The organism is Pseudoroseomonas ludipueritiae (assembly GCF_014490445.1).
Lineage (GTDB): Bacteria > Pseudomonadota > Alphaproteobacteria > Acetobacterales > Acetobacteraceae > Pseudoroseomonas > Pseudoroseomonas ludipueritiae.
In genome coordinates this window covers 1-12,281 of the sequence record NZ_JACTUZ010000133.1, presented here as the reverse complement: position 1 = coordinate 12,281, position 12,281 = coordinate 1, and the positions used below count along the sequence as shown (strand labels likewise).

At 67.9% G+C, this 12,281-nt stretch carries 13 protein-coding genes; 8 read left to right on the top strand and 5 right to left on the bottom strand.

Annotated elements, in window-relative coordinates; translation table 11 throughout:
* Positions 1-857 precede the first annotated feature (857 nt).
* Positions 858-1,703: a helix-turn-helix domain-containing protein gene (locus IBL25_RS20335; protein WP_187780336.1), complete on the bottom strand. Its 846-nt coding sequence runs from the start codon at positions 1,701-1,703 to the stop codon at positions 858-860.
* A gap of 171 nt (positions 1,704-1,874) precedes the next feature.
* Between IBL25_RS20335 and IBL25_RS20330 the strand changes: the two genes are divergently transcribed.
* Positions 1,875-2,762: a DMT family transporter gene (locus tag IBL25_RS20330; protein WP_187780335.1), complete on the top strand. Its 888-nt coding sequence runs from the start codon at positions 1,875-1,877 to the stop codon at positions 2,760-2,762.
* Between the two features lie 59 nt (positions 2,763-2,821).
* Here IBL25_RS20330 and IBL25_RS20325 read toward each other — a convergent pair whose 3' ends face one another.
* The 3 genes from IBL25_RS20325 to IBL25_RS20315 all read right to left on the bottom strand — a co-directional run bounded on the left by IBL25_RS20325 (position 2,822) and on the right by IBL25_RS20315 (position 5,031).
* Positions 2,822-3,493: a hypothetical protein gene (locus IBL25_RS20325; protein ID WP_187780334.1), complete on the bottom strand. Its 672-nt coding sequence runs from the start codon at positions 3,491-3,493 to the stop codon at positions 2,822-2,824.
* Positions 3,494-3,518: 25 nt separating this feature from the next.
* Positions 3,519-4,460, bottom strand: a complete 942-nt coding sequence (locus IBL25_RS20320) for a Bug family tripartite tricarboxylate transporter substrate binding protein (protein WP_238940556.1) — start codon at positions 4,458-4,460, stop codon at positions 3,519-3,521.
* A 136-nt stretch (positions 4,461-4,596) separates the two neighbouring features.
* Complete coding sequence (locus tag IBL25_RS20315; protein ID WP_187780332.1) at positions 4,597-5,031, bottom strand: type II 3-dehydroquinate dehydratase; 435 nt, start codon at positions 5,029-5,031, stop codon at positions 4,597-4,599.
* Positions 5,032-5,196: 165 nt separating this feature from the next.
* Here IBL25_RS20315 and IBL25_RS20310 point away from each other — a divergent pair, with 165 nt between their 5' ends.
* The 5 genes from IBL25_RS20310 (at position 5,197) to IBL25_RS20290 (ending at position 10,446) form a co-directional block, all read left to right on the top strand.
* Positions 5,197-5,985, top strand: coding sequence for a GntR family transcriptional regulator (locus IBL25_RS20310; protein ID WP_238940555.1), 789 nt, complete (start codon positions 5,197-5,199; stop codon positions 5,983-5,985).
* 433 nt (positions 5,986-6,418) lie between these two features.
* Positions 6,419-7,210, top strand: a complete 792-nt coding sequence (locus IBL25_RS20305) for an enoyl-CoA hydratase (RefSeq protein ID WP_187780330.1) — start codon at positions 6,419-6,421, stop codon at positions 7,208-7,210.
* A gap of 2 nt (positions 7,211-7,212) precedes the next feature.
* Entirely contained in the window at positions 7,213-8,391 is a 1,179-nt protein-coding gene (locus IBL25_RS20300; RefSeq protein ID WP_187780329.1) for a CaiB/BaiF CoA transferase family protein, read from the top strand.
* 33 nt (positions 8,392-8,424) lie between these two features.
* Positions 8,425-9,342, top strand: coding sequence for a LysR family transcriptional regulator (locus IBL25_RS20295; protein ID WP_187780328.1), 918 nt, complete (start codon positions 8,425-8,427; stop codon positions 9,340-9,342).
* Positions 9,343-9,471: 129 nt separating this feature from the next.
* A complete protein-coding gene (locus IBL25_RS20290; protein WP_187780327.1) occupies positions 9,472-10,446 on the top strand; it encodes a Bug family tripartite tricarboxylate transporter substrate binding protein in 975 nt (324 codons plus the stop codon).
* A 145-nt stretch (positions 10,447-10,591) separates the two neighbouring features.
* Here the strand turns inward: IBL25_RS20290 and IBL25_RS20285 are convergent, their stop codons facing one another.
* Positions 10,592-10,933, bottom strand: coding sequence for a hypothetical protein (locus IBL25_RS20285; RefSeq protein WP_187780326.1), 342 nt, complete (start codon positions 10,931-10,933; stop codon positions 10,592-10,594).
* 229 nt (positions 10,934-11,162) lie between these two features.
* Here IBL25_RS20285 and IBL25_RS20280 point away from each other — a divergent pair, with 229 nt between their 5' ends.
* On the top strand, positions 11,163-11,951 hold the full coding sequence (locus IBL25_RS20280) for a DeoR/GlpR family DNA-binding transcription regulator (protein ID WP_187780325.1): 789 nt from the start codon (positions 11,163-11,165) through the stop codon (positions 11,949-11,951).
* A 42-nt stretch (positions 11,952-11,993) separates the two neighbouring features.
* On the top strand, positions 11,994-12,281 hold a 288-nt coding region (locus tag IBL25_RS20275; RefSeq protein ID WP_187780324.1), incomplete at its 3' end, for an HAD hydrolase family protein.

Sequence of the window (12,281 nt, the reverse complement as noted above, 5' to 3'; positions counted from 1 at the left end):
CATCGACCCGGGTCGATCAGGAGGACGCCGTCCGCAGACTAGGCTCAGGACTTCGGTAACGGGGCATCCTTCGTCAAGCAGATACTGGCATGTGAGAAGGTCCGCGTACGCAAGCTGTGCCGCGGCTTCCTGATGGCTCGGGCTCCTGATCACTGTTCGGCGACTGCACCGCCTGGATCACCTGCATGCCGTGGGCCCGCATCAAGGATTCGACTTCAGCAAGGATGACTGGATGACCGCTGCGGCCGTCGTCAGGGCCATGGCGCAAGGTCAGCACCAGCAGCCCGCCTGACCGCAGCAGGCTCACCAGCTTCCGGAAGGCCCGGGAGCCGGTCCGCCGGTGGGACATGCTGCAAGACCGCGCTCAAGGACATGACGTCGGCCGTGACGCCCGAGCGGGATGTTGTCAGCGAGCCAGGCAGGCTGTCGGCGAGCCAGTCGGGTGACCGTCGGCGGCACGGCCCCATAGGCACCAGCCGGACGGGAGGCAGTCGAATCGTACCAGGAGACGACGGAGGGCTGCACCCGGGGAGCATAGCCGAGGCGAACTTCGGGCGCAGCCTAGGTGACCATCCTCTCGACGCGAGTGGATATGAGATGGATTGTAAGAAGAACGAGCCGCCTCTCTGGGGATGGTGCCTGCGGAGCAGGGTTATGGGCGGGAAAATGCTTCGAGAGCTGCGGCTTGACCGGTCGATAAATTGCCAGATCTCGTGGTGGAATTGTTCGGTATCAGCAGGTTAGCCTAAGGCGAGAGCAGGGTTATGCCTGCGCCACCATGACGCTGTTGAAGCGCCATGTGGCACCCGCCCGGACATAAATAGCCACTCGCTTCGAGCCGCGGGCATGCGCGCCCGCTAGGCTTGCAGGATCTGGGCTTTGTCCCTGGGCTCGCATTCCCGGATGGCCGCTCTGTAGGCGGCGGGTGTGGTCCCGGTGGCGGCCTTGAACACCCGTGTCAGATGGCTCTGGCTGGAGAAGCCGCAGGCCGTGGCGATCTGGACAACCGGCGTACCGCCTCGAAGCAGCCTCCGGGCGCACTCCAGCCGCCGCCGCTGGATCCAGCCCTGCGGCGAGACGCCATGGCTCGCGCGGAACATGCGCTGGAAATGAAAGGCGCTGAGGTTCGCCATGGCAGCCAGTTCATGCAGCCGGAGCGGGGTATCCAGATGTGCCTCGATGTACTCGCCGATCCGGCGCCGCAGGTGTGGCGGCAGGCCGCCTTTCAGAGAGGGTTGGCGCAGGCCTTGCGGCAGCCCTGGCGCCAGGGCCGCGGCCGTGGCCTCGGCGGTAGCCGCTTCAGCCGCCAGCGCATCGTTCCTGGCCAGTGCCGATGCCAGGTGGTGCAGCGCGGCCGCCAGGTGCGGGGCATCGCAGAAAGACAGGTCCGGCAACACCATCAGCCGCGCGTCGCGGTCGAAAGTCTCGGTGAATGACCGGCGCAACTCGATGTCCGGCAGGTACAGGTGAACGAAGGCGAAGCGGTCGGTGATCTCCCAGTCCGACGAATGCGCCTGTGGCATGATGCAGATAGCGCCGGGACGGCCACGGCCGGCCTTGCGGCCCAGCCGGCGCGTGCCTTCGCCGCCCTCGATGTAAAGGCTCAGCGTGTGCCCCTCCGGCCGCTCATAGGCGACCCTGTCCTGGCAGTTGCTCCAAATGGCGCCGGAGCGCCCGAAGCCAAGTTCCATGCCGTGCAGCATGCGGGCGTTGGAGGCGGAGAGAGCCGCCAGAACGGTGGATGGCTTGGTATGCATCGACGGTGCCGGATGGCTGGAGAAGGCCAGGATGCTGCCGCGCCCCGCCATCGGCAAGGATGATCCGCCGCAAGATCCTGCAAACCCGGTGCGCATCCTGGTGCTATCGCTTGTCCGATGCAGAACGCGCTTCTCTTTCTTTCCACCGTGCTGATCTGGGGCAGCACCTGGATCGCCATCGCCTGGCAGGTCGGTCCTGTGCCCGTGCTGGTCTCCGTCTTCTACCGCTTCGGCAGCGCGGCGGTGATTCTCCTGCTGGTGCTGGCGGCGCTGCGGCGGCTGCCGGTGCCGGGGTGGCGGGACCAGCCTTTCATCCTGGCCCAGGCGCTGTGCCTGTTCAGCTTCAACTTCATCTGCTTCTACAACGCCGCGGCCTATCTCCCGTCGGGCCTCGTCTCCGTCATCTTCTCGCTGGCGACGCTGTACAACGCCGTCAACGCCCGCCTCTTCTTTGGGGACCGCATCACCGCCCGCACACTGCTGGCGGCGCTGCTGGGCGTATCCGGCGTGTTGCTGCTGTTCGGACAGGATGTCTTCGTCCACTTCGACAGCGGCACCCTGAAGGGCCTCGGACTCGCGGCACTTGGCACCCTGTTCTTCTCGCTCGGCAACATGGCCTCCCGCCGCAACAGCGCCGCCGGCATCGCGCCGCTGACGGCCAATGCCTGGGGTATGGCCTATGGCGCGGCGGTGCTCCTGGGACTGATCGGGCTGACCGGCACGCCTGTGGTTGCTCCGCCGGACGGCCGCTACCTCGCCGCGCTGCTCTACCTTTCGGTGATCGGCTCGGTGGTGGGCTTCACCACCTACCTGATGCTGGTCTCGCGGCTTGGCTCGTCACGGGCTGCCTACACGACCGTGCTGTTCCCGGTCGTGGCGCTGTCGCTCTCCACTGTTTTCGAGGGCTACCACTGGGACATGGCGGCTCTGGCCGGGCTGGCGCTGACGCTGCTCGGCAACCTGGTGATCTTCTGGCGCTCCCCGGCACCACGGGAGGTACGGTGAGCACTCCAGCGGAGCCGGGGAAACCGCCCATGGATGGCCCGGCGGCAGGCACGGGCTCCTCACGCCAACGCATCCGCCTCTTCCACCCGCAGTTCCGCTTTCCGGAGCGAGAACACCGAGGAATAAAGCACGGGGTCTTCACCCCCGGCGCCGAGCCCGGAAAGAGCCTGCTGCCTCCGCGACATCACCCGACGCAGAGCGGCATCATCCGTGGCCTCGATCAGGAGAAGGCCGGGAAAGCTCGCGTCGCCGCCGCGCAGCGCCTTTTCGTTTGTTGGCACCGCGGAGCCCTCCGGGTCGACCTCAAGCAGCCGGGCGGCGCAGACGCGGTCCTCCGCCACCAGGTCGTCCAGCAGGGGTTCCGCCCCGCCGGGCGAGTGGCCGAGGTGGAGTGGCAGCAGGTGGGAACCGCCGCCGGTGCCGCGGGCGGCCCGCACCCATCCGCCGCCACGGGCAAAGTTCCGCAGCGTCGGCATGATGCGCTGTGACCAGGGCGTCGGCGCGTTCAGCCGGGCCAGGTAGGCCGGGCTGGTCAGCACCGAGGGTGCCGTGAGGTCATAGAGGATCAGGTAGCGGCATACCCCCGGCAGGCCGGCGCGGAACACCCGCACCGCCTCGAAGCCAGGGATGCCGACCCGCTCCGCGGTGTGCTCGCGCGTGAGCCAGTGCAGGTAATCCGTCTCCTGCTCCGGCGCCACATCGCTCCAGATGGCGAGCATCGCGCTGGTCATGATGCTTCCCCCTTCCCCGCCCCGCCTATTCCATCTTGATGTTGCGGCGGCGGATCAGGTCGCCCCAGCGCCGGGCTTCCTCGGCCTGGTAAGGCGGGAATGCCTCGGAGGTGCCCGCGTAGATGTCGATCGAGGCGGCATCGAGACGTGCCTTGACCTCCGGCATGGCCAGGATCTCGCGCGCGGCCGCCGAGAGTTGCCGCACGATCTCGGGCGGCGTTCCGGCGGGCGCGAAGAAGCCGAAGTCGTTGGTGGCACGGTAGCCGGTCAGCCCACATTCGGCGAGGGTCGGCACCTGCGGAACCTGTGGGCTGCGGCCGACGCTGGTCACCGCCAGCGCGCGCAGTTCTCCGGACTGGATGTAGGGAATGGCCGTCACGGTGTCGATGAAGCCGAGGTTTGCCTCACGCGCGATGACCGCCTGCACCTGCAGGCCGCCCGAGCGGTAGGCGACATGCAGCATCTCCGTCCCGGACATGTCGAGCATCAGCTCGGGCGCGAGATGCGCGATCGTGCCCGCGCCGGCCGAGGCGTAGCTGAGCTTGCCCGGCTGCGCCTTCGCCGCCGCGACCAGGTCAGCGTAGGTCTTGATGTCGCTGGAGGAATGGACGCAGACGAACATGGCGTTGCCGGCCAGCAGGCTGATCGGCGCGAAGCCCTTCTCGCTGTCGTAGGGCAGCTTCTCGAACAGGAAGGGCGCCAGGGCGAAGGTGCCAGTGGGAGAAACGCCAAGGGTGTAGCCGTCAGGCCGCGCCCGGGCCACGGCACCGTGGCCGAGCGTGCCGCTGCCACCGGCGCGGTTCTCCACCACGAAGTTGCCGTTCAGCTTGGCCGAGAGGTGCTGCGCGAGCAGGCGCGCCACGAAGTCGGTGGAGCCGCCCGGCGCGAAAGGCACGATGATCGTGACCGCGCGATTGGGATATCCTTGGACCTGGGCCCGCGCCACTCCCCCGCTGAGGAGCGGCAACGCGCCGATCCCGCCCAGGCCCGCCAGCAGTGTGCGGCGGCGCGGAAGCATGGGCTTCGTGTCAGTCGATCCCTTTCTCACCGTTGTTCTCCCTGTTTTACGTGCTTTTTTCTATGTGTTTGCCGGCCGGTCGCCGTCAGTCGAGCAGGTCCTGCATCGCACGGATGGCAGTCGCGTAGCCGCGGGCGCCCAGCCCCGCGATGACGGCGGTAGCCGCGGTGGAGACCAGCGAGCGGTGGTAGATCGCCTCCCGCCGGTGGATGTTCGAGATGTGCAGCTCGATGATCGAGCGGCCGAACATCTTCAGCGCGTCCAGCACCGGGATCGAGGTGAAGGTCAGCCCGGCCGGGTTGATGATGAGGCCTGATGCATCCCCGTCCGTTGCCTCATGGATCCACTCCACCAACTGCCCTTCCCAGTTGGTCTGCCGGAAGACCACCGCGTCGGCCCCCGCCGCCTCGCGGCACATGGCCTCCACCTCGGCCAGCGTGGTGTGGCCGTAGATCTCGGGCTCACGTTTGCCGAGCCGGTTCAGGTTCGGGCCATTCAGGACATGGATGGTGCGGCTCACCAGGGCTGCACCCTGGCCAGGCTTGGACGATGCACGACCTTCTCCTCCTCGTTCCGCCTCATCTCGGCGCAGGAATGATGCGGAGTCAACGTAGATTTTCGGTATCATCTGACGATATTGGTTTCAGCATATATTTGACGCTTCGAGTGCCCGATGAGATTTTGGATGCTGACGCAGGCGGCCATCGGGAACGGAGACGACATGGAAGACAGTTCGGTCGGCGAAGCCGCTTATCGCCGCATCCGCGCGGACATCGTCTTCGGCCGCCTGGCCCCAGGGCAGCGGCTTGGCCTGGACCGGATGCGCGAGACCTATGGCACCAGCATCAGCACCTTGCGGGAACTGCTGAGCCGCCTGGCCTCAGAGGACCTTGTGGTGGCCGAGGGGCAGCGTGGCTTCGAGGTGGCGCCCGTCTCGGCCGCGGACCTGCAGGAGGTGGCCGCGCTGCGCCTGTTGCTGGAAGCGCACGCGCTTGAGCAGTCCTTCGCGGCGGGTGGCCTTGACTGGGAAGGCGGCGTCGTATCCGCGCACCACAAGCTGGCGGCGCTGGAACGCAGCCTGCTGGCCGGCGAACCCGCCGACGCGGCCCTTTGGAAACGCTATGACTGGGAGTTCCACCACGCGCTGATCGGTGCCTGCGGGTCCCGCACCCTGCTGAAGGCGCATACCGCAGCTTACGACCGCTACCTCAGGTACCAGATGATCGCTGTGGTCTTCCGGGGAGAAGTGGCCGCCGACGAGCACCGCAAGCTGCTCGACGCCGCCCTGGCCCGGGACGCCCCCGGGGCGCGGGAGATCCTTCGCGCGCATATCGACGGCTGCGTCACCCAGGTGCTGGACACGGGTGGGCTGGATGCCTTCGTCCCGGGTGCCGCGCAGCCCCGGCCGGGCTCCGCCCCCACGCGGCGCCCGGCCCCGCAGAAGGCGCCCCGACGCGGGAAAGGCTCGACCTAGGCGGATCGGCAACCTGGCCGCCAACTCTGGCACCAGACGGTTGGCGGCGGCAGCTTGCCCCACGCAGGGCCAGAATACCTGTCCAGCCCATCAACCCGGCAGCGGATGTCCCGCCATGCTCGCGCAATGGGGGGTTGAAGCCGCCGGCCTCGCTGGCCGGGAGCGGCCGTCGAGCTATGCAGGACGCTTCGGTCATGGTCCGCCCGGGTCAGACCATCGTAAAGCGCCGCCCGTTCCGCCTCGGCGGCTCCAGTGCTGTGATGGCCAGGGGTTCTCGCCCCCCTCTTCGCCTGATGTCATGTAACCGCCCGAACCCGCTAGGCGGCAGACATCCATTTATTCATTTTTCAGATAAATAGATGTCTATTATTCACTTGTTGGCACCCATGGTGCGCCATAGCCTCCGCTCCTCGGAGCATCGGAGGAAACGACAATGGGCGCCAAGATCCCCAACTTCCCGCACAGCGAGATCACGCGAGACGGCCGAGGCGTCTACACGCTCCAGATCCGTGACGCGAAGCGCCTCAATATTCTGTCCACGCCGGTCATCACCGGGCTGACCGAGGCGGCGCGCTGGATCGGCGCACAACCGGATGCGCGGGCCGTGGTCCTCCGCGGCACGGGTGACCATGCCTTCGTCGGTGGCGCCGATATCTTCGAGATGGCGGAGCTGGACCCCACTGGCGGGCGCGCCTTCATCACGCGCCTGCGCCGCCTGTGCGAGGCAGTCGCCGACATTCCGGTGCCCACCATCGCGCGCATCCCGGGCTTCTGCCTCGGCGGCGGGCTGGAACTGGCGGCCGCCTGCGACATCCGGCTCGGCTCGCGCGACGGTGTCTTTGGCATGCCGGAGGTGCGCGTGGGCATCCCTTCGGTCATTCACGCGGTGCTGCTCCCGGCGCTCATCGGGCCGGGTGCGACCAACTGGCTTCTCCTGACCGGCGAGACGGTCGATGCCGAGCAGGCGCTGCGCTGGGGGTTCCTGCAATTCGCCTGCGAGGCGGGCGAACTGGATGAACTCGTGGAGCGTACGGTCGCGCCAATCGTGGCGAGTGGCCCGCGCGCCGTGCGCTCGCAGAAGCAGCTGCTCCGCTACTGGCAGTCCTCGACAGTGGAGGCCGGGCTGGACCGCAGCGTCGAGGCTTTCGGCGAAGCCTTCACGACGGGCGAGCCGGGCGAGTACATGGCTCCCTTCCTGGCCCGCAAGCGCGCCAAGGCGTCGTGACGATGACGGCTGAGGCGGCCCCGGCTCCCTGGGACCGGCCGGCCGCGGCCGGGCCCCTCGCAGGCGTGCGCGTGGTCGATATGACCTCCGTCGGCATGGGGCCCTATGCAACCCAGATCCTCGGCGACATGGGCGCCGAGGTCATCAAGGTCGAGGCGCCGGAAGGCGATGTCTTCCGCAGCTCCGCGCCGGCCGCCTCGCCCGGCATGGGGGCGGTCTACCTCAACCTGAACCGCAACAAGCGGAGCGTCACCCTCAACGTCAAGCAGCCTGCCGACCGCGACAAGCTGCTCACCCTGATCGACGGAGCCGACGTCTTCGTCTCGAACGTGCGCCCTCTGGCGCTCGCCCGGCTCGGGCTGGCGGCGGAGACGCTCTGCGCACGCAACCCGAGGCTGATCCATGTCTCCGCCGTCGGCTTCGGGCAAGATGGCCCCTATGCGGCCGCGCCCGCCTTCGACGACATCATCCAGGCCATGAGCGGCCTGGCCGACCTGCAGGGACGCAACGCGGGAGCCCCGGCCTATGTCAACACCATCCTCGCGGACAAGGCCGCCGGGCTGACGCTGGCCTATGCCATCCCGATGGCGCTCTACGAGCGTGAGCGCTCCGGCCTCGGCCAGGCGATCGAGGTGCCGATGTTCGAGACCCTGGTCTCCTTCACGCTGGTCGAGCACATGGGCGGGCGCAGCTTCGACCCACCACGGGGATCGATGGGCTATGGCCGCGTCCTCTCGCCGCACCGCCGCCCTTACAGGACAGCGGACGGGTTCCTGGCCCTGCTGCCCTATACCGACGCCCAGTGGGTGCGCTTCTTCACCCTCTCCGGCCACGAGGAACTCGCGCGCGACCCGCGTTACGTCAGCGCCGCTACCCGCGCGCACCACTTCGACGAATTGTATGGTGACCTGGCGCGCATCGTGGCCGGGCGGAGCACGCAGGAATGGCTGGACCTCCTGCGGGAGGCGGATATCCCGCATTCGAAGGTCAATTCGCTGGACGCGCTGTTCGAGGACCCACACCTGAATGCGACCGGGTTCTTCCGCCATGTCGAGCACCCGACCGAAGGCCGGCTGGTGGCGACGGCGCCGCCGGTCCGCTTCTCCCGGACCCCGGCGACGATACGGCGCCCTGCTCCCCGTCAGGACGCTGACCACGAGCTTCTGGACCCGCAGGGGTGAAGTGACCGGCCGCGCAGGGAGGCGGCGCCCGCCATGAACGTCACGCTGAAGCAGCTTCGGGTCTTCTGTGCCCTGTACGAGATGCGCAGCTTCACGGCGGCAGCCCGCGCGGCCTTCGTGACCCAGTCCGCCGTGAGCAAGCTCTGCGCCGAGCTGGAGGCGGAAGTCGGGCAGCCCCTCTTCGAGCGCTCGACGCGGAGCGTTATCCCCTGTGACGGCGCGGCGGACTTCTATGCCTATGCGCAGGAGGTCCTCGGGACCATCCGGGCAGCGGAGCGGAGCATGTCTGGGCTGCGCTCCCTGGAGCGGGGCGTTGTCGGCGTCGCGACCTCACCCCTGATGATGATCGGCCTGGTCGGTGAGCCGATCAGGGCGTTCCACCGCAGGTATCCAGGCGTGAAGCTTGACCTCTATGAATTGTCCTCCGATGACACGATCGAGCATGTCCGCCATGGGCGCGTCGACTTCGGTATTGTGGCGCTGGAGGAGGCGCCGGAGCATCTCGAGACCCAGGTCATCTACCGCGACACCATGTTCGCGGTCTGCGCACCCGCTCATCCGCTCGCGCGGTTGACGGTGGTTCTGTGGAAGGACCTCGCGACCCACGATCATGTCGCGCTCCGCAACGTCTATGCCGTCAGGCGCAGCCTGGACCGCCTGTCGGCCAAGCTGGGCTTGAGCTTCTCCTACCGGGTGGAAGCCGGGCTGCTGACATCCGTGCTGAGCATGGTGCAGGGCGGCCTGGGCATCACGGTGGTGCCGGGCTACGCGTGCCACTTCGCGCGGCAACTGGGGCTCAGGGTCATCGGCATCGAGGACGCGCATCAGCAAGGGCACGAACTCTCCCTGATCCGGCGCCGCAACGCCCGGCTGTCATTCGCGGCGGAGACCTTCCTGCAGGACCTGAAGGTCCATCTCGAGGAGCGCGGCCGAAGTCCGGAAAAGGCCTGATTGCGCCATGAAGCTGCGCAGGCAGCTTACAACGGATGCCGCAGGTGGCCGAGCTGGCGACGGTGCCAAGAGAACGCCGGTGGCGCCGAAGACAAACACAATAACCGTGCAAAGAATGGAGGAAACCCAATGCCATTGACCCGTCGCGGCCTGCTCGCCGCAGGTGCCACCGCCCTCACCATCCCGGCGGCGCGGGCACAGGCCTGGCCAACCCGCACCCTGCGGCTGGTTGTGCCCTTCGCCCCAGGAGGGCCGACCGATTTCATCGGCCGCATCCTCGCGGAACGCCTGCGCGACGTCCTTGGGCAAAGCGTGGTGGTGGAGAACCGCGCTGGCGCGGGCGGCAGCATCGGCCTTGCCAATGTGGCGGGTTCTCCGCCGGACGGTTACAGCATCGTCCTGGGCACGCTCGGCACGCATGCCATCACGCCCCTGCTCATCCCTGGCTCGGGCGTGGACCCCGCCAAGGACCTCGTGCCCTGCGGCATGGTCGGCGCCTTGCCCAACGTGCTGGTCGTGAACAAGTCTTCGGAGTTCAAGTCGCTGAACTCGCTTCTGGAGCGCGCGCGCAAGCAGCCGGATGAGATCAGCTGCGGAACCTTCGGTCCAGGCTCCTCCCCGCATGTCGTGACCGAGATGTTTCAGAAGAGCGCTGGCTTCAAGGCGCTGCACGTACCCTATACCGGCAGCGGCACCGCCATCACCGCGTTGATCGCCGGCCAGATCGATTTCCTGTTCGACAGCATCACGACCTCGGTCGGGCACATCAATGGCAATGCGGTGAGAGCCTTTGCCGTCTCCTCCAGCAAGCGCTCCGCCGTGCTTCCCGATGTGCCGACCATGAAGGAACTCGGCTTTCCGGAGGTGGACTACTCCCTGTGGCTTTGTATCTACGCACCGGCCGGCACACCGCCGGACATCCTGGCCAGGATTCAGGAAGGGGTGCGGCGGGTCAGCACCGACAAGGACTATGTGGCGCGGCTTGAGGAGCGGGGTGCCGAGCGGTTCGTGGTGCCAGCCAATGAACTCCAGCCCTTCGTTGCCGCCGAGACGCAGCGCTGGCGGGGTTTCCTTCAGCAGGTCGGCATCAAGCCGCAACAGTGAGCGCACGGCGCCGCAGGCTGGATAGTCCGCGCTGATCGGAATGGCAGGCGGCCGCCGCCTGCCATTCCGGGTAGCAGAGCAGCGTTATGCGCCGGTGATTCGGGCGCGGCGCTGAAGCTGGCTTATGGCCGCGCGGACAGAGGCCTCAGCCTTCCCGGAACCGGGCGGGGTCCTCGATGCCGAGTTCGGCGGCCTTCGCATCGAAGGCCGCGTCGTAGATCTGCGCCAGCCGGCCCTGCCCACCGGCAGGTCCTTCTTCCGCCAGGTCCGACAGGCCTGGCACGCCCGCCTCGATGGCGGCGGCCATTAAGTGAGATGCCTGCGCCGCCAGGCCGGCGGAATGCATCATCTCCACGGCCAGCCTCGCCTCGGCGATGGCGAGTTGCCGCTCAAGCTCCGCGGCATGCCGTTCCATCGCCTCAGCCCGCTGCGACTGCTCCGTGAGGGCAGCGCGCAGCTCCTTCATCTTCGCCGTGACATCGGACAACGCCTGGTCCAGGCGGTCTCCCAGGCCACCGAGGGCATCGTTCGGGAACGGGTTGGCTGCGGCTTGATCTGAAGGCATCGGAACTCGCTGGGCCGGAAAGCTGCCACCCATAGTTCGATTCAGGCGCTCAGGGAATGGCGGAGAGAGTGGCGCCTCGTTTCCCGGCACTGTGGCGGCACCCACAGATGCGGCTTTGCCGGTGGCGCGCCAATGTGGCACCTTGCAACCCATGGCGCCACGCAACACACAGGCCCTGGGCAAGGCGGCAAGGCATGCCGCCATCCTGGAGGCCCTTTCCACCGACCCCACCGTGCGCATCAGCACCCTGGCCGAGGATTTCGGCGTCTCCACCGAGACGGTGCGGCGCGACATCGAGGCCCTCTCCGCCCGCGGCGTGGTCCGGCGCACCTATGGCGGCGCCTCGGTCTCCCACCCCGCCAGCCAGCCCAGGCTGTCCGAGCGCGAGCAGTTGCTGGTGGCCGAGCGTAGCCGCATCGGCCATGCCGCCGCCGCGCTGGTGGAGGAGGGCATGGTGGTGATGCTGGATGCCGGCAGCACCACCACCCATTTCGCGCGCGCCCTGGCGGCGCGGGGCATCCGCGCCACCCTGCTGACCAACAGCCTGGATGCCGCCCTGGCGGCCGGGGTGAGCGATGCGCTGCGGGTGCTGGTGGCACCGGGCGAATTGAGCGCGGTGGAGCGCGGCCTTTATGGGCCGGAGACAGCGGCCTTCCTGCGCCGCTTCCATGTGGACATGTCGGTGATCGGCGCCTCCGGCCTGACCGAGGAAGGCCCCTGCGAGGCGGAAAGCCGCGCCGCCTGGGTCAAGCGCGCCATGCTGGAACGCGCGCCGCGCCGGCTGCTGCTGGTGGATTCTTCCAAGTTCGGCCGGGTTTTCCTGGAGCAGATCTGCCCGCCCGAGCAGATCACCGACCTCGTGACGGAAGCGCATCCGCCCGTTCCGCTGGCCGCCGCGCTGGGCCGGCACGGGCTGCGGCTGATTGTGTCAGATTTGTAAAAACATGTTTGACCTGCCACACCGCTAAGTGGCAAGTGCAACATGTATATGACACAAGATTCGCCACGGCCTCGCCCGCTCGCCACCGCCCCCGTCCCCCAGCTCGCCGCGCTGCGCTGGGTGCTGACCGATATCGACGACACCCTGACGCTGGATGGCCGCCTGCCCGCCGCCGCCTATGCCGCGCTGGAAGCGCTGCACGAGGCCGGCATCGCGGTGGTGCCCGTCACCGGCCGCCCGGCCGGCTGGTGCGACGCCATCGCGCGCCACTGGCCGGTGGCCGCCGTGGTGGGCGAGAACGGCGCGCTCTGGTACGCGCTGGACCATGGC